Source organism: Halobaculum sp. EA56 (genome assembly GCF_051195075.1).
Classification (GTDB): Archaea; Halobacteriota; Halobacteria; order Halobacteriales; family Haloferacaceae; genus Halobaculum.
In genome coordinates, this window is the sequence record NZ_JBNTJX010000009.1 from 122,347 (window position 1) to 145,754 (window position 23,408).

The window sequence follows — 23,408 nt, forward strand, 5'->3', positions numbered from 1 at the left end:
CGACGATCCGGCCAACGCTTATCCCCTCGGTCACACTCGGTCTAACGGACCGATGGGCTTCTTCGAACGGGTGGGACGGCAGGTCGAACAGTTCAAGCGGACCGCGAAGGCGGAGGCCGAGCGGAGCGCGGACTACCGGTGTCGCACCTGCGAGGAACGGTTCCGAACCGACCACGAGGAGTGCCCGGAGTGCGGGGGCGGGCCGGTCGTTTCGACCGCGGACGGGGAGTGAACGCCCGAGGCGCTCCGTCCCGAACGCCGGCGGGAGGACGCACGTCCCCTCCCGCCGCCGAACAGTCAGTACTTTTATGAGTGGCTGAACGAATGTTCAGCCGTGGCCCTCCAGACGGCCCTCCGGCGGACGCCGTCGGCGCTCGCCCGCAACCCCGTCGTGTTCGTCCCCGCGTTCGCGCTGTCGGCGCTGCAGGTGCCGCAGTTGCTCCTCCAGTCGAGCGCCCCGCTGGTCGCCGCCGGGGTCTCGATACTCGGGTCGCTGCTGTCGGTCGTCCTCGCCCCGTTCGTCCAGGGCGGCCTGTTCGGCATGGCCGACGAGGCGCTCGACGGGCGCACGTCGCTGTCGACGTTCCTCCGCGAGGGGCGGGACAACTACGTGACGCTGTTCGTGGTGTACCTCCTGCTGATCGGTCTCAACCTCGCGCTGGGCGTGCTGGTCTTCATCGGCGCCGTCGTCGGCGTCTTCGGGGTCGCGGCCGGCGACGGCGGCGGGCCGGGCGCCGTCCTCCTCGCGGTCGCCGCGCTGGTCGGCGGGGGCGTCCTGCTCGCGTACCTGCTCGTGGTCTTCCTGATCCAGTTCTACGGGCAGGCGGTCGTCCTCGACGGCCTCGGCGCGGTCGACTCGCTGCGACACAGCGCGGGGCTCGTCCGCCGGAACCTCGCGAGCGTCCTCGGGTACACGCTGGTCGTGGGCGCCCTCAGCGCCGCGTTCGGGATCGCGGTCGCGCTCGCCTCCGCCGCGGGGGCGACGCCGCCGGCCGCCGACCCGTTCGCCGTCGGCCTCCCCTCGCCCGCCGACGCCGCGGTCGCGGCGCTCGTGCTCGCGGGGAGCACGCTGTTCGGCGGCGCCTTCGGCGTGCTCTCGGTGGCGTTCTACCGGGAACTCGACGCGTGAGCGAAGCGTAGCGATGTGACAGGCGGTGCCGGTCGCGTCGGGAGCCGCCCGGCGTACCCGCCGCCGGCACCGGCCGAGTGCGGGTCATTCGTCTCGACGGGTCCGTTCGTGTCCCTCCGCGAACGTCCGCCACCGCTCCTCGACGAACTCGACGGCGTCCCAGAAGTTCAGGTCGAGTTCGTCCTTCGGTCGTCCACGGCGGTACAGTCGGTCGATATGCACGTGTCCGTGGGCGGTATCGACCCGCGCGACCTGTACCGACTCGTCGGTCGTCGGGTCGTTGTAGTGGACGACAACCGCGAACTCCTCGGGATCCTCGAACCCCGGTCGTGCACGGGCGCTGAGGAAGTACTCCCGGTCGGCGTACCGTCCGAGTCGGTACTCGAACGTCGATCCGCCCATCTACGCGACGGGTTCGACGAACACGCGGTCGTGTTTCAGCCGGGGGGCTTTCCGGCCGTCGGACTCCTCGTACTCGACGATGCTGTACTCGAACAGCACGTCCAGGTCTCGGTGGACCGCGGCCACGTCGCGGTCGACGGCGTTCGCGAGCGCGGTGATCGACGCGGGCGACTCGGCGCGGATCGCGTCGATCAGTTCCTCCCGTCGCTCGGTGAGGACCCTCGTCGCGGCCTCGCGGTCGAGGATCAGGAAGTCGTCGTAGCCCGCGCTCGCGAGCCGTCGGGCGAACTCGGCCTTGCTCTCGCGGGTGTCGACGGCCATAGACGTACTTTGATGTGGAATGTCAAAACTGTTTCTCCGCCGTGTCGCCATCGCGGGTCGGGCGCAGTTCGGCGGCGCCTTCGGCGTGCTCTCGGTGGCGTTCTACCGGGAACTCGCCGCGTGAGGTGGCCCTCCGCGCCGCCGGCGCTCGACTCCCCGCATCCGCGCCCTTTTTACCCCTCCTCACACCACCCACACCAACATGACCGCGCCGTGGGCCGAGTGGGATCACGTCCTGAAGATCGACCCCGACAAGGAACTGTACGGCGACGAGACGTTCGCGGACGCCTGCCGCACCGGCACGGACGCCATCGAGATCGGCGGCACGCTCGACGTGACCTCCGAGAAGGCGACCCGCGTCATCGAGGCGTGCAAGGAACACGACGTGCCGCTGTACCAGGAGCCGTCGAACCCGGGCGTCGTCGTCGAGGACGACGCGCTCGACGGCTACCTCATCCCGACGGTGTTCAACGCAGGCGAGCCGTTCTGGATCACCGGCGCCCACAAGGAGTGGGTGCGCATCGCAGACCACCTCGACTGGGACCGCACCCACACCGAGGCGTACATCGTGCTCAACCCGGAGGCCTCGGCCGCACAGCTCACCGGCGCCGACTGCGACCTCTCGCCCGACGAGGTGGGCGCGTACGCCCGCGTCGCCGAGAAGATGTTCGGCCAGGACATCGTCTACGTGGAGTACTCGGGCACCCTCGGCGACCGCGAGACGGTGAAGGCCGCCCACGACGCGCTCGACGACTCCACGCTCTTCTACGGCGGCGGGATCCACGACTACGACGACGCCTACGGGATGGGGCGGGTGGCCGACACCGTCGTCGTCGGCGACCTCCTCCACGACGAGGGCGCCGACGCCGTCCGCGAGACCGTCGAGGGCGTCAAGGACGCCCACGCCGAGGTCGCCGACGCCTGAGCCGACCGACCCCCGGCCGACCTGCCGCTCCCCGTCCCGCACCGCCGACCTCGGCCGACCGGCGCCTCCCCCGTTCGTCCGCGCTCCCGTTTCCCTCCCCCGCTCCGCTCCGCTCCGCTCGACTCCTTCACTCCCCGTCGCCGTCGCGCTCGACCCGCGGGAACCGGAGCGTGACGACGCTGCCGCCCCCTTCCCGGTCGTCGACGACGGCGACGCCGCCGACGGCGTCGACGATCCAGTGGACCACCCACAGCCCCATGCCGGAACTGGATTCGAGGGCGTCCTCGCCGCCCTCCTCCAGGACGGTCCGCTCGCGGTCGGGGAACCCCGGCCCGTCGTCCCGAACCTCCACCTCGACGACCCTGCCGCCGTCGGCGACGGACGGGGGCGTCGACCCGTCCCCGGCCGCGCCGGCCGGGCGCACCCGCACGACCACGTCGACGGTCGGGTCGTCGCGGCCGGCGTGCTCGACGGCGTTCTCGACGACGTTGTGGAGCGCCGACTCCAGCAGGTCGTGGCCGGGGACGAGCGCGTCCCGCTCGTCGGCGTCGACGCGGACCGACACCGCCGCGTCGGGGTAGTCGCGGTCCACCGTCGAGACGACGCGGCGGGCCACGTCCGCGAGGTCGGTCGTCCCCTCGACGCCGTCGTCGTCGAGGACGGCGTCCTCGGCGAGGCGGGCGTGGTCGGTCAGACGCTCGATCCGCTCGGCCCGGGCCTCGATGCCGTCGAGGTACTCGTGGATCGCCGGGTCGCCCTCGCGTCTCGCGTGGTCGAGGTAGCCGGCGATGACGGTGAGGTCGTTGCGCACGTCGTGGCGCAGTACCCGGTTGAGCACCGTGAGCACCTCCACGAGGCGCTCGTAGCGGGCGTTGGCCTCCTCGGCCTCGGCGGTGCGCATGCGGACGCGCACGTCGCCGATGCCGACGGCGGCGCCGAAGACGACGCCGCCACAGGCCCACCCGCCGGCGGCCGCCGGCGAGAACGACGACAGCGCGCCGACCGCGGCGCTGTACGCCTGCATCACCACCGCGCCCACGACCAGCGGGATCACGCCGACGACCAGCCAGCCGGCGAGGCGCGTGTGGTGGCGCCGGGGCGGCCGGACCCGGGCGACCCACGCGAGCACGACGCCGTAGGCCGCCACGGCACACAGCGGTCCCACGAGCCCCAACACGATCGACCCCGGGCTCCGACCGGCCGAGGTGAACGCCAGCGCGGCCGTGCCGACGACGAGCGCGCCGGTGAACGCCCCGCTCGCGGCCAGGGCTCCGGAGAACCACCCCGGCCCGCCGGTGTCGACCGCGCCGTCGGCGCCGTCGCTGCGACCGCGCTCCCCCCCGGTTCGGTCCACATCCGTCACTGCACGTCGATTCGAGTCCTGCGGAATAAGCGTACCTTCCCGAGTATCACCGCGTGGAACTCCTCCCGGTCCGCGCCGCGGCCCGATCCTCCGTGTTATGCCTTCCCGAGGTGTGACAGCGGGGATCGACCGAGTTTAAAGCCTCGCGCCGGAACCGGGAGGTATGCACGGCCGAACCTACACGGCGGACGCGACCCCCGGCGAGGCGGTCACCGTCGCCGGCTGGGTCCACGAGACCCGCGACCTCGGCGGTATCGCCTTCCTGATCCTCCGCGACAAGAGCGGGAAGATACAGGTGAAGCTGGAGAAGGACGAGATGGACGAGGGGATGGTCGAGACGGGGCTCGACGCCCACCGCGAGTCCGTCCTGAAGGTCGAGGGCGACGTGAAGGAGGAACCCCGCGCGCCCACCGGCGTCGAGGTCGTCCCGACCGACATCGAGGTCGTCGCCCCCGCCGACCCGGAACTCCCGCTCGACCCCTCGGGGAAGGTCGACGCGGAGCTCCCCACCCGGCTGGACAACCGCACCCTCGACCTCCGCAAGGACGCGGTCCAGGCGGTCTTCGAGATCCGCGCGGAGGTGCTCCGGGCGGTCCGGGAGGCGTTCCGCGAGCACGACGCCACCGAGATCAACACCCCGAAGATCGTCGCCACGGGCACCGAGGGCGGCACCGAGCTGTTCCCCATCTCCTACTTCGGCGAGGAGGCGTTCATGAACCAGAGCCCGCAGCTGTTCAAGCAGCTCATGGCCGGCTCCAACCTCGAACGCGTCTTCGAGATCGGCCCGATCTTCCGCGCCGAGGAGCACAACACCCCCCGCCACCTCAACGAGGCCACCTCCATCGACTTCGAGGGCGCCTTCTGTGACCACACCGAGGCGATGGACGTCGCCGAGGCGGTCACGACGGCCGCCTACGAGGCCGTCGCCGAGAACTGCGCCGACGAGCTCGAGGTGCTCGGCATCGCCGACGACTTCGCGGTTCCCTCCGGCGACTTCCCGCGCCTGAGCTACCGGGACGCGCTCGACCGCGTCAACGCGACCGGCGAGCTCGACGAGCACCTGACGTGGGGCGACGACCTCTCGACGGAGGCCGAGCACGTCCTGGGTGAGGAGGTCGGCGAGCACTACTTCGTCACCGACTGGCCCTCGGAGGTGAAGCCGTTCTACATCAAGGACCACGACGACGACCCCGAGACGTCCACCGGCTTCGACATGATGCACCCGCGCATGGAACTGGTGTCGGGCGGCCAGCGCGAGCACCGCCACGAGCACCTCATCGAGGGGTTCCGCCAGCAGGGGCTCGACCCCGAGGAGTTCGAGTACTACACGAAGATGTTCCGGTACGGTATGCCGCCCCACGCCGGCTGGGGGATGGGCTGTGAGCGCCTCCTCATGACGATGCTCGACCTCGACAACATCCGCGAGGCCGTGCTGTTCCCGCGCGACCGCCAGCGCCTCTCGCCCTGATCGGTCGCCGCCGGAGTCGTCTCGGTCCGACGTTCGCCGTCCCCGTCGCGGTCACGCACCGGGGTCGGGTCACGCCGACGGACGGCGCCGATCGCGCCCGTCCCGGACGTGGTACCGACACACATAGATTCCGCACGCCCGTAGCGCGGGCATGGCGAGCGGGTACTACGACGAGGACCGCGCGGGCGACCTGCGCGCGCTCCTCGACCGGACGACGGAGCACTGGCCGGGCGTCGCCCGCACGACGATGTTCGGGTGTCCCTCCTACACCGCCGACGGGACGCTGTTCGCCGTAGTGTCGAGCCAGGGGGTCGCGCTCACGCGGCTCCCCGACGACGAGCGCGAGCGACTCGCGGCCGATCACCCGGTCGAGCCGTTCGAGGCCGGCCCGCGCACGGTCGACGGCTGGGTCGTCCTTCCGCCCGCGGCGGCGACGGACTGCGACCTCGGTCGGTACGTCCGCGCGAGCTACGAGACGGCCCGCGGCGGCTGAGCGGACGACACCTCCGCCACACGCTCACCTGACGCGGACGTTCCCGCCGATCCGCGGCGTCATTCCCGGTCGCGTGCGGCGTCGCGGACCAGCCGTTCCGCCCGCGTACGGAGGCTCGCGGTCGTGTGCAGTCCTCGTTCCTCCAGCCTGTCGAGCAGCGACAACGCCTCCTCCTCGTCGAGGCGGCCGTCCGCGACCCCCCGGACGACGACGCCGATCGTTCCGGTGACGGCGGCGCCCAGACCCTCCGCGACGCGCCGGACCCGCCGGTCGTCCGAGACGACCGCGACGTCGGAGTCGGACCCCCGCCGGAGGACCCCCGCGACCAGCGCGACGTCGCCGTTCACCTCGTCGTCGCCGAGGAGCTCTCTCGCGTCGTCGAGCATCGGGTCCGGCCCGTCCTCCGGTCGGTCCGTCGGGACCTCGACGGCCCCCGAGTCGACGGCGCGTTCGAGCGCCGTGCTCGCCGGGTCGGTCGTCACCTCGGCGGCGACCGGTCGAGGGACCACGATCTGTCGGTCGAACGTCGACAGCAGCGAGAGCGCGCCGGCGTTCCCGAGGGCGATGAGCGTCGTCGCGTCGACGAGGATCGCCGTCACAGGTCGAGCGCGGTCTCGGCGTCCCGCTCGATCTCCTCGGGCGTCAACTGCGTCGTGAGGTTCCGCTCGTGGGCGATCTCCAGCCACTCACCGAGGCTGACCCCGGCGATCCGGGCAGCCTCGTTGACCGACGCCTCGCCGGACTGGTACCGCTCGACGGCGGTCTCGATCCGGAGCTCGCGGAGCCCCTCCCGGAGCGCCTTTCGGATGGTCGTGCTCCGGTCCAGCGAGAGCAGTTCGGCGACCTCCTCCAACTCGTCCCGCTCGTCGTCCGGCACACGCGCGCTGATCGACCCCATGTATACGATCTAGTACGATGTATACATATATGACTCTTCGGTCGCCTCCCACGTGGTCACTCGGGAAGGACGTGTCGACCGCCCCGTCGCCGGTCCTACCGGACGCGGACGTTCTCGCCGTCCTCGCCCCGCTCCCAGCGGGCGACCTCGGCGCCGCAGTCGCCGCAGACGGTGACGAGCGCGGCGTCGTCGTCGTGGGCGCGTTCGATGCTCACCGGTCGCTCCCGGTCGCAGGCGGGACACTCGTCGCGCTTCAGTTGCTCCCCGTACGCCAGCGGCGCGCCGAGCGCGAGCGCCGTCACGCGTTCCTCGCCGCGATTCCACCCGCGCTGGAACTGCCCGGGCGGGACCCGGATCGCCTCCATCGGCCCGACCTCGACCTCCCGCCGGGCGTCGGGGGCGTCGGGGTCGCCGGGGTCGGCCGAGCCGACGGGGTCGTCCGGGTCCTCCGGTTCGGGCCCGACGACCCACGTCGCCGTCCCCGAGAGCACGACGAACACCTCCTCTTGCACCTCGTGGTTGTGGTACGCGAACGCGAACGAGTCACCCGGTGCGAGTTCGTAGTAGTTGATCGCCATGTCCTCGCAGCCGAGCGGGTCGGTGAGGTGGCGCATCACCGCCGCCGGCTGCAGCGAGTTGTCGAGGTCGTCGACGACGACGTGGTCCATGCGTGGACGGGTCGCACCGACGGGCAAAAGTCCGCGGGTCCCGGCCGCCGGGGGCGGCGAACACGCACGACCGCGGCCCCGCCGGTCGGCCGGAACCGAAACCCATACTCGCGCCCCGCCGGTTGCGCGGGTATGGACGAGGCGACCGCGTTCGCGCCGGGGCACGTCACCGCCTTCTTCGCGCCGTACCCCGACGACGACCCCGTCCGGGCCGGGTCGCGCGGGGCGGGGCTGGCGCTCTCGGACGGCGTCGAGGTGACCGTCCGCGCGACGGACGCGACGCCCGCGGCCGGGGACGACGCGGACTCCCACGCCCCGGACGCCGCCGACCCCGCGGCCCTCGAACTCGACGGCGTGCCCGCCGAGATGGAGCCGGTGAGCCGCGTGCTCGCGGACCTGAACGTCGTCGCCGAGGTGGAGGTGGAAAGCGCCGTCCCCGTCGGCGCCGGCTTCGGGGTGAGCGGCGCGGCCGCGCTCGCGACCGCGCTGGCGGCGAACGCCGTCTTCGACCTGGAGCGGTCGGAGAACGACCTCGTGCGCGTCGCCCACGCCGCGGAGGCGGCCGCGGGCACCGGCCTCGGCGACGTGGTCGGGCAGTTCCGCGGCGGCCTCCCCGTCCGGCTGGAGCCCGGCGCTCCCGGGTACGGCCGGCTGGACGGCGTTCCCGCCCGGCCGCGCGTCGAGTACGTCTCCTTCGGCGAGCTCTCGACCGAGCGCGTGCTCGACGGCGCCCTCGACCCGGTCCGGGAGGCCGGCGAGGCGGCGCTGACGCGGCTGATGCGGCGGCCGACCGCGACGGAGCTGTTCGCGGCGGGCCGAGAGTTCGCGGGGGAGGCGGGCCTGCTCGTCCCCGAGGTCGCCGAGGCGGTCGAGGCCGTCGAGGCGGAGGGCGGCCTCGCGTCGATGGCGATGCTCGGGCGGACGGTGTACGCGCTCGGCACCGGCCTCTCGGACGCCGGGTACGACGCCGAGGCGTGTCCGGTCCACCCGACGGGGGCGACGCTGCACCCGGGGGAGTAGCCCGCGTCGAGTACACGCGTTTTTCCTCCCCCGACGACGAGTCGGAGGTATGACCGACGACGACGACGGCGTCGACGCCGACGCCGGGACGCACCCGACCGACGAGCGCGCCGGCGACCCCGAGGTCCCCGCCGACCCCGAGCACGAGTCGGAGATCCCCGAGGACCACCCGCGGTACCAGTCGCTGCTCACCCGCCACCGCATCGAGCGCGGCGTCGACCTCGGGATCACCTCGAAACAGGGGCTCATCGCCGAGGGTCGCGGCGAGGCGTTCGACTACCTGCTGGGCGAGGAGACGATCCCCTCGGCGGACGCGGCCGCCCGCGCCGCCGCCGCACACCTCCTGCTCGCCGACCACGCCGTCCTCTCGGTGAACGGCAACGTCGCGGCGCTCGTCCCCGGCGAGATCGTCGACCTCGCTGCGGCGACGGGCGCGGACATCGAGGTGAACCTGTTCAACCGCACCGAGGAACGGATGGAGGCGATCGCCGAGCACCTCCGCGAGCACGGCGCGAGCGAGGTGAAGGGGCTGACGGCCGACGGCCGCATCCCCGGCCTGAGCCACGAGCGCGCGAAGGTGGACGCCGACGGCATCGGCGACGCTGACGTGGTGGTCGTCCCGCTGGAGGACGGCGACCGCGCGGAGGCGCTGGGCGCGATGGGCAAGACGGAGATCGTGATCGACCTCAACCCGATGAGCCGGTCGGCGCAGGTCGCCGCCGTCCCCGTCGTGGACAACATCATCCGCGCCGTCCCCAACGTCACCCGTCACGCGGAGGAGCTGGCCGACGCAGGCGACGAGGAACTGCGGGAGGTCGTCGAGGGGTTCGACGCCGAGGCCGCCCTGGCGGACGCCGAGCGCGCGATCCGCGAGGGCGACCTCGACTGACCCCGGAGCCCCCGGCGCGCTCCGACCGGCGGCCGTCCGCAGTCGACCGTGCCGGCCGCGGGAACGAGCAGGACCGGTTCGGAGTCGGCTCCCGGCCGTGAACATGGCACCTATATAAAACACTATATACCGGTCGGGGCAACGTCAGCTACACTCCCGGGTGGTGATCTCCCATTCTCCGAATCGAGTTCCGCACCGTGGCGTCCGGGGTCGTGAGGGATCTCATGGAACGGATACCGACCGGGGAGCGAATCGAGTTCGAGAACGCGTTCTACGCGGACGAGGGAAACTGGATCGAGTCGCTCCTCGTCACGGCCCGGTCCCCGTTCGACCCGGAGTCGGCGGTGGCGGAACTCTCGCGGGTCGAACTGTTCCACCACGAACGGGTGTCCGACCGCTCGGTCGACCACGCGACGTACCGACTGACCGTCGTCGCTCACGAGCCGTATCCGTTTCTCCTCGGGGTGATCCTCCGCGGAACGGCGATCCCCAACCGGCTCCAGCTCCACGACAGCTCCTTCGAGGGGGTCGTCACCGTGAAGGAGTGGGAGACGTTTCGGGCGCTCGCAGAGCGGATCGAGGAACAGTTCGGACGGTTCGAGCTGTTGAGCGTCAACCAGGTCGAGACCACGGGCGAACCGTTCGGGAGCGGGCAACTCGGGCGCGTCCTGCGGAACGAGCTCTCGCAGGAACAGCTTACCGTGCTCCGAACCGCTCACAGGCTCGGATACTTCGACGTTCCGCGACGGGCGTCCGCGGAGGACATCGCCGCCGAACTCGACATCGCGCAGTCGACGCTCAGCGAACGGCTCCGGCTCGCCGAGAAACGGCTGTTCGACCTCGTGTTCTCCGCCTCGGAGGGCGAACCGGCCGGGAACGACGGCGAGTAACCACGGCCTAGTTCGGGCCGTCCGTCCCGCCGAATTCGCACCGCCGACTCCGGACAACCGGATGAGAGCCACTACTGCCGGCTGCTGGACAGGTTCCGGGTCGGTCGGTCGCCCCGCTTCGGGGATACCTAATAAAGGATGATGTGTATTGGACGCTATCGGGAACAGGTTGAGGCCGATACCGTCGAAAGGCGCGGGTGGAATGTCGCAGGACAACCCAGCGATCGAGACGGGAACGACAGGGAAGACATCACGGCGACGGTTCGTGCGGATCGCCGGCGTGGCGGGAGCAGCCGGGCTGGCGGGGTGCGGAGGTAACGGCGGCGGCGGCGGTGATGGTGGCGGCGGCGGTGACGGCGGCGGTGGCGGCGGCGGCGGCGGCACCGGCGGCGGCGAGTCCATCGAGACGCGGTTCTGGGAGGAGTGGCCGGTCGAAACGAAGGGTGTCGACGTCAACGACGAGGCGATCCAGTTCGAGTACACCGCCGTCGAGGGCCAGTCGGTCCCGGAGGTCGACACCCACTTCGCGCAGGCGGAGACCCCGTGGATGCGCGAGTTCGCGCTGCAGGTCCAGCAGTCGATGAACGACGTTGGCGTCCCGGTCAACCTGATCAACGTCCAGCCGAGCACCCGCTACGGGGAGTTCTGGCGGGCCGACATCGGCCACCCGGTGCCGGTGACGATGAACCTCCACGGGCCGGACCCCCAGCGCGGGCTCGACCCGAACCCGTTCCTCATGCGTGCGCACCCGGAGACGGGCGGGAACTACTACAACTACAAGAACGACGAGATCACGGAGCTCCTCGACGAGCAGGCGCAGACCATCGGCGACGTGGAGGCACGGGCCGAGATCTGCCAGGAGATCCAGCGCAAGCTCAGCCAGGACGCCTACCTCATCGCGGCGAACTTCCCGGAGGTCATCACGGTGGCCAACACCGAGAACTGGGAGGGGTACGTCCCGACGCCCGGCAACGGGACGACCCGGGACTCGTTCATCTGGACGCAGGTGAACCTCCAGCCGCAGGGGGACTCGACCACCTGGGTCAAGGGCGTCACCTCGGGGATGCAGGGGACGAACCTCCCGTTCTCCAGCGGCGGCCAGGAGGAGAAGCGCCTCCTCAACGTCTACGACGGGCTGTTCGACGCCTCGCCGCAGCTCGAGATCGTCCCGGCGCTAGCGACGAACGCCGAGGTCGTCGACGACACGACCGTCGAGATGGACCTCCGCGAGGGGGTCGAGTGGCACGACGGGGAGTCGTTCGGCCCGGACGACGTCAAGTTCAGCGTCGAGATGTACAAGGAGAACAACGCGCCCCAGCAGGGGGCGTTCGTCCGGACGGTCGAGGGCGTCGAGATCCTCTCGGAGACCGGCGGCGGCCGCGTGCGGTTCAACCTCACCGAGCCCGACGCGGCGTTCCTCACCCAGCGGGTGGTCCGCAGCGCGATCATCCCGAAACACCGCTGGGAGGACGTCGACAGTCCGGCCGAGTACAACCCCGACAACCCCGTCGGAACCGGTCCGTTCTCGTTCGTCAACTGGGAACAGGGTTCGGAACTGCGCCTGGAGAAGCACGAGAACAACTGGATGTGGGACGACGAGATCCGCCGGGAACTGGTCGGCGACGAGTACTTCGTCCCCGGCGACGGGATCGACGAGATGGTCCACGCCAACGTCGGGAACGTCTCGACGCTCATCGGCGCTATGCAGTCGGGCGACATCGACGCCATCGGGACGACCGTCTCGAACCAGCAGGCCGAGCGCGCGGCAAGCGCGAGCGGCGTCGAGAAGCAGACCGCACGGAACTACGTCCCCACGGACGTCCACCTCAGCCATCTCGTCCCGCTGTTCCGTGACAAGACGTTCCGCGTCGCGCTGAGCCACGCCTTCGACAAGGAGGGGTTCGTTCAGAACACCCTCGGCGGGCGCGGCGAGGCGATCCAGGGACAGAACCTGATCACGCCGCTGCTGACGCCGTTCTACGGCGAGGCCGAGCCGTACGAGTACGATGTCGAGCGGGCCCGGCAGCTGCTCCGCCAGGCGGGGTACACCTTCGACAGCAACGACATGCTGGTCTGGCCCGAGGGCGACGCCTGGGACGCGTTCGCCGAGCGCGTCGAGAACGGCCACGCCACCCGCTCCGAACTCGACCAATCGGACTTCTCGTAAGATCGACACAACGATTCCCCATGAGCTTCCGACGCTTCCTGATAAAGCGTACCGTGATCGCGGCGGTACTGACGCTGATAGCCGTCAGTGTCATCTTCGTCACGCTGCGAATGTTACCCTCCGACCCGTTCAGCGGCCTCGTCGCGTCCGGGTCGCTCACACCCGAGCAAGTGGAGGAGGTGCGCGCGATGTACGGGCTGGACGAACCGATCTACGTCCAGTACCTGAAGTACATCCAGAACCTGTTCACGTTCCAGTTCGGGATCTCGCTCACCCAGCAGCGGCCGGTCGGCGAGATCATCATTCCCGCGCTGGTGAACACCATGATCCTGCTGTTGCCCGCGCTCGTCGTGACGGCGATCGTCAGCTCGCTCGCCGGCATGTACGCGGGGTGGAACCGCGGGTCGTGGTTCGAGCAGTCGAGCATCGTCGCGACCACGGTGTTCCGCGCCGTCCCGATCTTCGTGACGGGGATCTTCCTGCTCATCATCTTCTCGTACGGGCTGGGCTGGCTCCCGGCGTTCGGGATGCGCAGCCCGCTGGCGAACCCGGACGGGTATCTGGAGACGTACCTCTCGGTGGACTTCCTGAAACACTACACGCTCCCGTTCACGGCGACGGTGCTGTTCTACAGCGGCGACTTCCTGATGCTCGCCCGCAACTCCGTCGTCGAGCGGAAGGGGTCGGAGTTCCTCATGCTCCACCGCGCGAAGGGACTCTCCGACATGGAGCAGCTGGGTCGCGCCGGGCGGAACTCGCTGCTGCCGCTCGTGACCTACTTCGCGCTCCGGACGGGGATGCTCTTCCAGGGGGTCATCACGCTGGAGGTCGTCTTCGCGTGGCCGGGCATCGGCCGCGCGCTCGTCCAGGCGATCCTCAACCAGGACTACCCGACGGTGCAGGCGGCCGTGTTCATCATGGCGCTGGCGGTCATCGTGATGAACCTCACCGCCGACGTGGCGTACGCGAAACTGGACCCGACTGTCGAGGCAGGTGACGTCTGATGTCGGGGTACAGCTTCGACACCGACACCGCGAAGGACCGACTGCGCTCGGAGCTCAGTCGGGCCAAGCGGACGCTCGCGTACGTCCTGGAGGACAACGCGGCGAAGGTCGGGTTCGCGACCATCCTCGCGTTCGGGTTCCTCGGAATCTTCGGGCCGTACATCGCCCCGTACCACCCCATCGAGGACACGCTCCGACAGGGCGGGTCGATGATGCGACTGCAGGAACCCGGCGAGAAGGCGGTGCTGGGGACGACCTCCTTCGGGAAGGACGTGTTGAGCCAGTTCCTCGCCGGCGCCCGGCCGACGCTCATCGTCGGCCTGTTCGGCGGCGTCGGGACCGGCGTGCTGGGGTTCCTCGTCGGCCTCACGAGCGGCTACTTCGGCGGCCGGGTCGACGAGCTGCTGATGCGGCTGACCGACCTGACGTTCGCGCTCCCGTTCCTGCCGATGGCGCTCGTGATCCTCTCGTTCGTGACGCCGAGCGTCTGGCTGATCACCGCCGTCCTGGTGGTCTTCCTCTGGAAGATGCCCGCGCGGGTCATCCGCTCGGAGGTGATGACCGTCAAGGAGCGGACGTTCGTCAAGTCCGCCCGGGCCCGGGGGGCCGGCCACATGCGGACGATGTTCCTGCACGTCGCCCCGAACGTGCTGGGGATCGGGTTCCTCTACACCGCCTACGCCGTCGGCTGGTCAATCGTCGCCGGGGCGTCGCTGGCGTTCCTCGGCTTCGGCGACCCGACGACCACCTCCTGGGGTCGGATGCTCCAGCAGGTGTTCCGCTCGGGCGCCATCCGCGTCGCGTGGTGGTGGGTGCTCCCGCCCGCGATCGGCATCGGCGCCGTCACGACGTCCGTCTTCCTGGTCGGCCGGGCGTTCGAGGAGATAGTCAACCCCGACCTACAAACGGAGCAAGAATGAGTCTGCTCGAAGTCGACGACGTGAAGATCACGTATCGGATGCCGAACAGGGACGTCCACGCGGTCAACAACGTGTCCTTCTCGATCGACGAGGGGGACAACTACGGGCTCGTCGGCGAGTCCGGCTCCGGCAAATCGACCGTCGCCAAGGCCATCCTCGGACTGCTCGACGACAACGGCGAGATCCGCTCGGGGAGCATCCGGTTCGACGGCCGGGAGATGATCGACCTCTCGGAGCGGGACTGGCGGTCGGTGCGCTGGGAGGAGATCTCGTACATCCCCCAGAGCGCGATGGACTCGCTCGACCCGGTGATGACCGTCGGCGCGCAGATCCGGCAGGCCATCCGCAAACACAGGAACGTCTCGAAGGCGACCGCGAACGAGCGCGTCGCCGAGGTGTTCGAGATGGTCGGGCTCGACCCCGCGCGGACGGGCGACTACCCGCACCAGTTCTCGGGGGGGATGCGCCAGCGCGTCACGATCGCGATGGCGCTCGCGCTGGATCCCGACCTCATCATCGCCGACGAGCCGACGACGGGCCTGGACGTGATCGTCCAGGACAAGATCATCGACAAGCTGCTGGAGATCCAGGAGGAGACGGGCAGTTCGCTCCTGCTCATCACCCACGACGTGGGCGTCGTCGCCGAGACGTGCGACGAGGTGTCGGTCCTGTACGGCGGGAAGGTAATGGAACAGGGGAACACCGACCGGGTGTTCAGGGCACCGACCAACCCATACACGATGGGGCTGAAGAACGCCTTCCCGGAGGTCGACGAGTTCGACGAGCAGGCCATCTCGATCCCCGGGTCGCTCCCGGACCTCACCCGCGAACCGACCGGCTGTGTGTTCCGCAACCGGTGTCCGTTCGCCGCGGAGGAGTGCGGGCAGAGCCACCCGCCGCTGGTCGAGACCGACGGGCAGCTGTCGGCCTGTCACTTCACGGACCGGGCCGACGAGATGCGGGCGGACGCCGGCGATCCCTCGACGTGGGGGATAGAGCCGCGGGACGAGACCACGAGGGGTGACGGGACCGGCGACGTCATCCTCGAGACCCGCGGGCTCGAGAAGTGGTTCAAGCATCCGCAGGGGATCCTCGACGACCTGCGCGGGAGCGACCCCGACTACGTCAAGGCGGTCAACGACGTCGATCTCACGGTTCGCGAGGGCGAGATCCTCGGCGTCGCCGGCGAGTCGGGCTGCGGGAAGTCGACCCTCGCGGAGGTGATCGCCGCGCTCCAGGAGCGAACCGGCGGGGAGATCCTCGTCGACGGCACGTCGGTCGACGACCTGCTGGAGGAGAGTACCAAGAAGTTCCGCTCGAAGGTGCAGTTCATCTTCCAGGACCCGTTCGACTCGCTCAACCCGCGCCAGCGGGTTCGGGCGGCCGTGTCCGAACCCCTGAAGATCCAGGGCGTCGACCGCGAGACCATCGACCAGCGGGTCAGACAGACCGTCGAGGACGTCGGCCTCGAACCGGCCGACAAGTACCTCGACAAGCTGCCGGCGCAGCTCTCGGGCGGGGAGCGCCAGCGCGTCGCCATCGCGCAGGCGCTGGTCCTCGAACCGCGGCTGCTCATCTGCGACGAGCCGGCGTCGATGCTCGACGTCTCGCTGAAGGCCAACATCCTCAACATCCTGCGGGAGATGGCCGACGAACGCGACATCGGCGTCTTCTACATCTCCCACGACCTCGCGAGCCTCACGCAGATCGCCGACCGCCTCGCGGTGATGTACCTCGGTCGGATCGCCGAGGTCGGGGACACCGAGGACGTCGTCCGGGCGCCCAAACACCCGTACACGGCGTCGCTCCTGTCCGCCTCGCCCCGGACCGACCCCGACGTGGACCGCCAGCGGGTGCTGTTGCCCGGCGAGCCGCCGAACCCGGTCGACCTGCCGAACGGGTGCAACTTCGCGCCCCGCTGCCCGAAGGCGACCGACGAGTGCCGCGGCGAGGAACCGGCGCGGTCCGCGTTCGCCGACGACGGCCACGAGGCGGCCTGCTACTTCCCGGTCGAGGACATCGAGACGGAACTGCTGGAACGGTACGCCGAGGAACACGAGGACGAGATCTCGCGGGCGATCGGCGACGAGGTGACGCTCTAGCCGGTTGCGGCGTCCACGGGGGTCGCCGTCCGCCCGCGTTCGGCCCGTTTTCCAGACCCGCTCGACGGTAACTGTCTCGCGCGGGCGGGACAGGACGGGACGGCTCCGTCGAAATTCGATCGATCAGACATTCTCGTCGGTGAACTAGCCGTCGAGTAGGCCTGCGAACCTCTCGAAGGCCCGGTTCCCGGAAACGAAGTCCCTTGACTGACACTCGAGAGTCGCCCGTTCGAGAAACGAACCAGAATGCAGTACCTCCGGCTTAGTGATATGGTACCATGGCCCATCAAATGAGCGGCCTAGTACTCCAGTTCACGATACAGCACAGTCGAATAGCCGTTTTGCTGGCGGTCATCGCCCTGTTCCTCCTCATCGGAGCGGCCGGTGAGGCCGCCGCACACGGGCCGTGTCACGCAAATCCTGGGAATGTCCCGGACGGAGTCTGTTCGGACCTTCCGTCCGGTGAGGCACCCCGAGGATAACACTACTGCTCGGTAAGATAGGTTCCCTCTTTTGACCGCAACCGGGGCAGGATGTGTCGACTTCTGAGGATCGCACCGAGGCCGACGAGACGGGACTTCGCCGCCGGATCGAGAGCGACCCACGGACGAGTGGCCGGAGCGACTCGCGGACGAGCCGGCGGCGGTCAGTCGCGCGTCCGGACGAGGACGTCGACGGCCACCGGCCCCTCCTCCGTGACGACGACCGGGTTGAGATCGAGTTCGGCGACGGCGTCCACCGACGCCGCCAGGTCCCCGACGTTCACGAGGAGGTCGGCGACGGCGTCGACGGACAGCGCGTCGCCGCCGCGCCGGTCGGTCAGCAGGTCCGCGAGCGCGGTCCCCTCGACGGCGCGCCGGGCGTCCCCCCGCGAGAACGGCGGGACGAGCGTCGCGCTCTCGTCCAGCGCCTCCACGAGGACGCCGCCGGGACCGACGGTGACGACCGAGTCGAACACGTCGCCGGGTGCGACCCCCAGGATCGCCTCGACGCCGTCGTCGACCATCGGCTGCACCAGCACGCCGGCCACCTCCGCCTCGTCGACGCGCGCCAGCGCCGCCTCCCGCACGTCGCGGTACGCCTCGCGGACCGCCTCCGGCGAGTCGAGCCCGAGTTCGACGGCGCCGGCGTCCGTCCGGTGGGGGAGCGCCGGCGAGTCCACCTTCAGGACGACCGGGTAGCCGACGGCCTCGGCGGCCGCGACCGCCTCCTCGGGGTCGGTCGCGACGCGCGTCTCCGCGACGGGGACGTCGAAGGCGTCCAGGAGCGGCTCGGCCTCCTCCCACGTGAGGACCCGGTCCCGGGGGAGGTCGACGTCGGGCGCGTCGAGGGCGTCCGCGAGCTCGCGTCTGGACGGCCACGCGGCCACGCGGTCGCAGTCCGCGACGTACCGGGTCGTCGACGCGACCGCGTCCAGACACCGACCGGGGTCCTCGTACACCGGCACGGACTCCCGGAGGCGCGCGTACGGCGGCGTCACGGTCGGGTCGTCCGGCTCCTTGCGCCCGGTCCAGAGCACGTACACCGGGTCGTCGGCCCCCTCGACGATCCCCTCCAGGTCGGCGGCGACGGTCTCGGCGCGCTCGTCGACACCCGGGAGGCCGATCGCGAAGACGTAGGCGTCGAAGGCGTCGTCGGCCAGCACCGCGTCGGCGATCTCCGGGAGCACCTCGGCCCCGTACCCGCGGATGTCGGCGGGGTTGTTGAACCCGCCGTAGGTCAGCAGCTCGTCGATGTCGAGCAGCGCCCGTTCGGTCTCCCCGTCGAGGTCGGGGAGCGCGAGGTCCCGCTCGGCGGCCATGTCCGCCAGGAGGCTCGCGAGCCCGCCGCTGGTCGAGGCGATACAGACCCGGTCGCCGTCGACCGGGTCGTAGGCGGTGTGCGCGTTCGCCCGTGAGAGCAGGTCCGGGATGTCCGGGACCCGCTGGATCCCCGTCTGGTCGAACGCCGCCCGCCACGCGTCGTCGCTCCCGGTGAGCGAGCCGGTGTGGGAGAGCGTCGCCGCCTCGGCGAGGTCGGACTGGCCGATCTTGACCGTCAGGACGGGGGTGCCCTCGCGGGTCGCCCGCTCGGCGACGCGCATGAACCGCTCGGGCTCGTCGATCCCCTCGACGTAGGTGCAGATCACGTCGACGGTGTCCCGCTCGGCGAGGTAGGCGACGTAGTCGGTCAACGTCAGGTCGGCCTCGTTGCCCGTCGAGACGATGTGGCTGAAGTGGAGGTCCCTGTCCGCCGCCCGCTCGAAGAAGGTGGTGAACGCCAGCGCGCCGGACTGGCTGACGAGGCCGATGCGGCCTGGCTCCGGCTCTCGCGAGCAGGTCGAGGTGAGCGTCGCGCCCCGGGCAGACATCACGCCGATGCAGTTCGGCCCGACGACGCGGATGCCCGTGTCGGCGGCCGTCTCGGCGAGCCGCGCCTCCAGGTCGCGCCCCTCCTCGTCGGCCTCGGAGAACCCGGCGGTGAGGACGAGTGCGGTCGGGACCCCCCGTTCGCCCGCCGCGGCCACGACGTCGACGACGTACTCCCGCGGGACGCTCACGACGGCCAGGTCGACGGTCTCGGGGACGTCGTCGACGTCGTCGTAACACTCGCGGCCCCAGACCTCGTCGCGGCCGGGGTTGACGGGGTAGAGCGTCCCGTCGAAGCCGTAGTCGAGGAGGTTGTCCACGAGGTTCCCCGAGTAGAACGAGTCGGGACTGGCGCCGACGACGGCGACCGAGTCCGGGTCGAACAGCGGACCGAGTTCTGGGACCGCGGGGTCGGCGCTCGAGAGCGACGGGTCAGTGTTTCCCATGGGGGCCGGTACTCCGGAGACCGGCCTGTACCTGCCCCCGAACCGACGCCATAGTAATCATCCTTTATCAGGGACGGCACCGACCGGCCGACAACGGGATGGATATCCGACACGTCGACGCGGTTCCGCTCCGTCGGGAACTCGACGAGCGGTTCGCGAACGCCCAGAAGTGGATCGACGCGCGCGAGTACTGTCTGGTCCGGATCGAGACCGCGGACGGCGCCGTCGGCTGGGGCGAGTGCTGGGGCCCGATAGCGGGCACGCGCGAGCTGATAGCGGACCGCGTCGCGCCGTTCCTGCGGGGACGGGCCGCCGAGGGCGTCGAGTCGATCCACGGGGACCTGGTGCACGCCCTCCGGTCGGCGTACCACTCGACGGTCCCGGCGGGCGCCGTCAGCGGCGTCGACCTGGCGCTGTGGGACCTCCGCGGCAAGGCGGCCGGGACACCGGCGGCGACGCTGCTCGGGGGGCGACGCCGCGACGCGGTCCGCGCCTACGCGACCGGGCACTTCTGGCCGCCGGCCGACGAGTTCGCGACGGTCAGGGAGGCGGTCGTCTCGGAGGCGGAGTCGCACGTCGACGCCGGGTTCGACGCGCTCAAGATGAAGATCGGCACGCGGCGGCACTTCGGCTGGGGGCCGGAGTACGACGTCGAACTGGTCCGGGCCGTCCGGGAGGCGGTCGACGACGACGTCGCGCTGATGGCGGACGCGAACCACGCCTACGACCTGCCGGCGGCCCGCCGCGTCGCCGACGGGCTCGCGGACCTGGACGTCGAGTTCTTCGAGGAGCCGCTCCCGCCCGACCGGCTCGACGCGTACGCGCGACTGACCGCGAGCAGCGACGTCCCGATCGCCGGCGGGGAGTGCTGGGCGTTCGCGCCCGAGTTCCGGCGCGTCGCGGACGCGGGCGCGGCCGACGTCCTCCAGCCGGATGTCACCAGCGCCGGCGGGCTCACCTCGGCGCGGCGGGCCGCGGAGATCGGCGACGCCGCCGGGCTGGCGACCTACCCGCACGTCTTCGGGAGCGCCGTCGCGCTCGCGGCGAGCCTGCAGCTGCTCGCGACGCTTCCGGGGTCGCCGCGGCTGGAGTTCGACCGGACGCCGAACCCGATCCGCGAGGAGCTCGCCGTCGACCCGATCCGGAACGAGGGGACGGAGGTGCCCGTCCCCGACGGGCCGGGCCTCGGCGTCGAGATCGACCCGGAGACGCTCGCGGAGTTCCGCGTCGACTGACCACGCCGGATCGTCCCCGAGAGCCCGACCGCCGCCCCGATCGATCGGTGCCGGCGTCGACCCCGTCGGCGATAGCCGCCGATGCTCGCCGGCGTTGAAGTGGGGGCCCGTGAACCGTCACCACGGCTTTTGTAGGCCCCCGCTTCTGGTGTGAACGCATGCCACGCGAGATCGTGCCCGGCGTCCACTGGATCTACGAGGCCGGGCCGGACAGAACCGAGTCGTGGGACCTGGCGGACCGCGACCCGGGGTGGTACGAGGAGGGACAGGAGGCGTACGTGCCCCAGTGTGCGTACCTCGTCGACGGCGGCGAGGAGACGCTGCTGTTGGACACGCTGTCGCCTGCGAGCACCGACGAGATACTCGCCGCGATCGACGACCTCGTCGGCGACCGGGGGCTCGACTACCTCGTCGTCTCCCACCCGGACGTCCCCCACGCGGGGAACGCGCTGGCGATCCTGAACGAGCACCCGGAGACGACGCTCGTCGCCCCCGGCTACGGGAACGACCACGAGCTCTACCGGCTCGACGACGGGATCCACGTCACCGAGGGCGACGAGATCGACCTCGGCGACCGCACCGTCGCGTTCCACGAGGCGACGTTCCTCGACGCGCCCGTCTCGGTGTGGATGACCGAGACGGAGACGGAGACGCTCTTCCCGATCGACTGGATGGGGTTCATCCACCTCGCGGACGAGCGGCTGGCCTTCGTCGACGAACTCGACGGGGAGTTCGACGCGAGCCGACTCGTCGAGTTCCACGGGCGGGTGCTGTTCTGGTACCAGTACGTCGACGTCGAGAAGACGAACGCGGAGATCGACAACCTGATCGAGACGTTCGACCCGGAGATCGTCGCGCCGGCCCACGGGCTCGTCATTCGAGAGGACGCCGCCGACTACATGGAACTGATGAAGGACGTGACGCGCACTATCGACGAACAGGGGCGGATCGGGACGCTGGGATGAGATGACGATGAGACACACCGATACGGAGGGACGAGCATGACGGTACAGGTCACACCCAGCGTCGAGTGGATCAACCAGTGTTACGAACACGAGGGGAGCCACGAGCACGTCTCGCTGTACCTCCTGCGCGCGCCGGAGGGGACGGTCCTCGTCGACTCGGGGTCGTTCTACCACCGCGAGGAGATCACCGCCGCCGTCGACGGGGCGACCGGCGGCGACGGCCCGGACGCCATCGTCCTCTCGCACTCGGATTACCCCCACGCGGCGAACGTCTCGCCGCTGGGCGGCGACACCGAGGACGTCGAACTCGTCGCCTCGTCGGCGTCGCCGGCCCAGCAGGGCCTCCCGGACGCCCGCAAGTGCGACATCGGCGGGTCGCTGACGGTCATGGGCAGGGAGCTCAGCTTCGTCGACCCGCCGCTGGCCGACCGGTCGCACACGACGTGGATCTACGACCACGGCGACGGGGTGCTGTTCACCGCCGACGGCTTCGGCAACTACCACGACCCCGGCCAGTGCGACTACCGCTCCGGCGACTTCCCGGACGTGACCCCGGCGGAGCGCATCTACGAGTACCACCGCGACAACCTCGTCTGGCTGCGTTACGTCGCCCCGGAGAAGGTCGACCGGACGCTCGACGACATCTTCGGGGCGTACGACGTGAACGCCGTCGCGCCGATCCACGGCAACCCGATCGAGGGGAGCGACGTCGACGCCTACCGCGACCGGCTCCGCGACGCGATGGAACGGATCGCGTCGGAGCACCCGGTCGCGTAACGCCTCGACTTCGGGGCCCGACCCCGGAGGCCGTCCACCGACGCGGCTACCGGAACCCGGCTCAAGACGCGGCTACCGGATCCCGGCGGCCTCCGCCCGTCGGACGATCGTCCGTGCGCGCTCGACCAGCGGCGGGTCGATCATCTGGCCGTCGACGGTGAACACGCCGGCATCCTCGTCGCTGGCCCGCTCCTGCCCGGCGAGCACCGCCTCGGCCCACTCCAGTTCGTCCTCGCCCGGCGTGAACGCCTCGTTGATGACGGCGATCTGGTCCGGGTGGATCGCGAGCTTCCCGTCGAAGCCGAGCTCGACGACGAACTCGGTCTGCTCGCGGAGTCCCTCCGTGTCGCCGATGTCGGTGTGGACGGTGTCGAGCGCGTCGACGCCGGCCGCGGCCGCGGCGACGACCGTCCGCTGGCGGGCGTACAGCGACTCGGTCTTGTCGTCGGTGACGGTCGCGCCGATGTCGGCGGTGAAGTCCTGGTCGCCGTACGCGACAGCGGTGACCCCCGGTGCGGCCGCGATCTCGGCGGCGGCGATGACGCCCGCGGCCGTCTCGATCAGCGGGACGATCCCGACGTCCGGCGCCCCGACCTCCGCGAGCTGGTCGTGCAGGGCCTCGACGGGGCCGGCGTCGTCCACCTTCGGGAGGAGGATGCTGTCGGGCGGGTGCTCCGCCCCGCCGACGACGGCGTCGACGTCCGCCCGTCCGGACAGGTCGTACGGGTTGACGCGGACGGCGACGTTCGGGGTCGGGTCCTCGAGGTCGCCGAGCGTCGACCGCACGGTTCGGCGCGCCTCCTCCTTCGCGGCGGGCGCGACCGCGTCCTCGAGGTCGAAGATGACCGTGTCGGCGTCCGTCCCGACGGCCGTCTCCAGCATGTCGCGGTCGTCCCCGGGCGTGTACAGCAGTGAGCGCTGGACCATGTCGGGGACTCGCACCGTCGGCGGAAAAGACCGGTGGGCGGCCCGAGCGGC

The 23,408-nt window shown here is 70.6% G+C and carries 23 protein-coding genes; 15 read left to right on the forward strand and 8 right to left on the reverse strand.

All coding sequences use genetic code 11. The features are described 5' to 3' along the window. Positions 1–52: 52 nt before the first annotated feature. Both ACQUQ1_RS15205 and ACQUQ1_RS15210 read left to right on the forward strand, forming a co-directional pair. Positions 53–232 (forward strand): hypothetical protein, encoded by a 180-nt coding sequence (locus ACQUQ1_RS15205; protein ID WP_435065160.1) that lies wholly within the window; start codon positions 53–55, stop codon positions 230–232. Between the two features lie 102 nt (positions 233–334). Beyond that, positions 335–1,129 (forward strand): hypothetical protein, encoded by a 795-nt coding sequence (locus ACQUQ1_RS15210; protein ID WP_435065161.1) that lies wholly within the window; start codon positions 335–337, stop codon positions 1,127–1,129. An 84-nt stretch (positions 1,130–1,213) separates the two neighbouring features. On the opposite strand, the gene ACQUQ1_RS15215 is transcribed toward ACQUQ1_RS15210, so the two are convergent. Together ACQUQ1_RS15215 and ACQUQ1_RS15220 are read right to left on the reverse strand one after the other, a co-directional pair. Beyond that, on the reverse strand, positions 1,214–1,531 hold the full coding sequence (locus tag ACQUQ1_RS15215; protein WP_435065162.1) for a DUF7718 family protein: 318 nt from the start codon (positions 1,529–1,531) through the stop codon (positions 1,214–1,216). Further along, entirely contained in the window at positions 1,532–1,852 is a 321-nt protein-coding gene (locus ACQUQ1_RS15220; RefSeq protein WP_435065163.1) for a transcriptional regulator, read from the reverse strand. Positions 1,853–2,054: 202 nt separating this feature from the next. Here ACQUQ1_RS15220 and ACQUQ1_RS15225 point away from each other — a divergent pair, with 202 nt between their 5' ends. Next, complete coding sequence (locus ACQUQ1_RS15225) at positions 2,055–2,777, forward strand: phosphoglycerol geranylgeranyltransferase (protein WP_435065164.1); 723 nt, start codon at positions 2,055–2,057, stop codon at positions 2,775–2,777. Between the two features lie 127 nt (positions 2,778–2,904). On the opposite strand, the gene ACQUQ1_RS15230 is transcribed toward ACQUQ1_RS15225, so the two are convergent. Next, on the reverse strand, positions 2,905–4,140 hold the full coding sequence (locus ACQUQ1_RS15230; protein WP_435065165.1) for an ATP-binding protein: 1,236 nt from the start codon (positions 4,138–4,140) through the stop codon (positions 2,905–2,907). 163 nt (positions 4,141–4,303) lie between these two features. Here ACQUQ1_RS15230 and aspS point away from each other — a divergent pair, with 163 nt between their 5' ends. After that, positions 4,304–5,608, forward strand: a complete 1,305-nt coding sequence (gene aspS / locus ACQUQ1_RS15235) for an aspartate--tRNA(Asn) ligase (protein WP_435065166.1) — start codon at positions 4,304–4,306, stop codon at positions 5,606–5,608. 151 nt (positions 5,609–5,759) lie between these two features. Continuing rightward, the gene (locus ACQUQ1_RS15240; RefSeq protein ID WP_435065167.1) at positions 5,760–6,101 is read left to right on the forward strand and encodes a TfoX/Sxy family protein; all 342 of its coding nucleotides are present in this window, start codon (positions 5,760–5,762) and stop codon (positions 6,099–6,101) included. A 59-nt stretch (positions 6,102–6,160) separates the two neighbouring features. On the opposite strand, the gene ACQUQ1_RS15245 is transcribed toward ACQUQ1_RS15240, so the two are convergent. The 3 genes from ACQUQ1_RS15245 to ACQUQ1_RS15255 all read right to left on the reverse strand — a co-directional run bounded on the left by ACQUQ1_RS15245 (position 6,161) and on the right by ACQUQ1_RS15255 (position 7,667). Then, positions 6,161–6,700 (reverse strand): hypothetical protein, encoded by a 540-nt coding sequence (locus ACQUQ1_RS15245; protein ID WP_435065168.1) that lies wholly within the window; start codon positions 6,698–6,700, stop codon positions 6,161–6,163. Next, positions 6,697–6,999, reverse strand: coding sequence for a UPF0175 family protein (locus tag ACQUQ1_RS15250; RefSeq protein WP_435065169.1), 303 nt, complete (start codon positions 6,997–6,999; stop codon positions 6,697–6,699). Before ACQUQ1_RS15250 ends, ACQUQ1_RS15245 begins: the two co-directional genes overlap by 4 nt. Positions 7,000–7,094: 95 nt before the next feature. Continuing rightward, positions 7,095–7,667 carry a cupin domain-containing protein gene (locus ACQUQ1_RS15255; RefSeq protein ID WP_435065170.1) on the reverse strand — a complete coding sequence of 191 codons (573 nt, stop codon included), beginning with the start codon at positions 7,665–7,667 and terminating at the stop codon, positions 7,095–7,097. A gap of 132 nt (positions 7,668–7,799) precedes the next feature. On the opposite strand from ACQUQ1_RS15255, the gene ACQUQ1_RS15260 reads away from it, so the two are divergent. The 7 genes from ACQUQ1_RS15260 (at position 7,800) to ACQUQ1_RS15290 (ending at position 16,659) form a co-directional block, all read left to right on the forward strand. Then, the gene (locus ACQUQ1_RS15260; protein ID WP_435065171.1) at positions 7,800–8,687 is read left to right on the forward strand and encodes a pantoate kinase; all 888 of its coding nucleotides are present in this window, start codon (positions 7,800–7,802) and stop codon (positions 8,685–8,687) included. A 49-nt stretch (positions 8,688–8,736) separates the two neighbouring features. Beyond that, a complete protein-coding gene (locus tag ACQUQ1_RS15265) occupies positions 8,737–9,576 on the forward strand; it encodes a 4-phosphopantoate--beta-alanine ligase (protein WP_435065172.1) in 840 nt (279 codons plus the stop codon). Between the two features lie 224 nt (positions 9,577–9,800). Continuing rightward, positions 9,801–10,466 (forward strand): helix-turn-helix domain-containing protein, encoded by a 666-nt coding sequence (locus tag ACQUQ1_RS15270; protein WP_435065173.1) that lies wholly within the window; start codon positions 9,801–9,803, stop codon positions 10,464–10,466. 202 nt (positions 10,467–10,668) lie between these two features. Beyond that, positions 10,669–12,633: an ABC transporter substrate-binding protein gene (locus tag ACQUQ1_RS15275; protein ID WP_435065174.1), complete on the forward strand. Its 1,965-nt coding sequence runs from the start codon at positions 10,669–10,671 to the stop codon at positions 12,631–12,633. 20 nt (positions 12,634–12,653) lie between these two features. Beyond that, a complete protein-coding gene (locus tag ACQUQ1_RS15280; RefSeq protein ID WP_435065175.1) occupies positions 12,654–13,637 on the forward strand; it encodes an ABC transporter permease in 984 nt (327 codons plus the stop codon). Further along, positions 13,637–14,557, forward strand: coding sequence for an ABC transporter permease (locus tag ACQUQ1_RS15285; RefSeq protein ID WP_435065176.1), 921 nt, complete (start codon positions 13,637–13,639; stop codon positions 14,555–14,557). Before ACQUQ1_RS15280 ends, ACQUQ1_RS15285 begins: the two co-directional genes overlap by 1 nt. Continuing rightward, on the forward strand, positions 14,554–16,659 hold the full coding sequence (locus ACQUQ1_RS15290; RefSeq protein WP_435065177.1) for a dipeptide ABC transporter ATP-binding protein: 2,106 nt from the start codon (positions 14,554–14,556) through the stop codon (positions 16,657–16,659). Before ACQUQ1_RS15285 ends, ACQUQ1_RS15290 begins: the two co-directional genes overlap by 4 nt. Positions 16,660–17,305: 646 nt before the next feature. Here ACQUQ1_RS15290 and ACQUQ1_RS15295 read toward each other — a convergent pair. Continuing rightward, complete coding sequence (locus ACQUQ1_RS15295; protein ID WP_435065178.1) at positions 17,306–19,453, reverse strand: acetate--CoA ligase family protein; 2,148 nt, start codon at positions 19,451–19,453, stop codon at positions 17,306–17,308. A gap of 98 nt (positions 19,454–19,551) precedes the next feature. On the opposite strand from ACQUQ1_RS15295, the gene ACQUQ1_RS15300 reads away from it, so the two are divergent. From ACQUQ1_RS15300 to ACQUQ1_RS15310, 3 genes are all read left to right on the forward strand, one after another. Further along, complete coding sequence (locus ACQUQ1_RS15300; protein ID WP_435065179.1) at positions 19,552–20,688, forward strand: mandelate racemase/muconate lactonizing enzyme family protein; 1,137 nt, start codon at positions 19,552–19,554, stop codon at positions 20,686–20,688. A gap of 158 nt (positions 20,689–20,846) precedes the next feature. Next, complete coding sequence (locus ACQUQ1_RS15305) at positions 20,847–21,653, forward strand: MBL fold metallo-hydrolase (protein WP_435065180.1); 807 nt, start codon at positions 20,847–20,849, stop codon at positions 21,651–21,653. Positions 21,654–21,689: 36 nt separating this feature from the next. Beyond that, complete coding sequence (locus tag ACQUQ1_RS15310) at positions 21,690–22,430, forward strand: MBL fold metallo-hydrolase (protein WP_435065181.1); 741 nt, start codon at positions 21,690–21,692, stop codon at positions 22,428–22,430. 72 nt (positions 22,431–22,502) lie between these two features. On the opposite strand, the gene ACQUQ1_RS15315 is transcribed toward ACQUQ1_RS15310, so the two are convergent. Then, a complete protein-coding gene (locus tag ACQUQ1_RS15315; RefSeq protein ID WP_435065182.1) occupies positions 22,503–23,357 on the reverse strand; it encodes an HpcH/HpaI aldolase/citrate lyase family protein in 855 nt (284 codons plus the stop codon). Positions 23,358–23,408 lie beyond the last annotated feature (51 nt).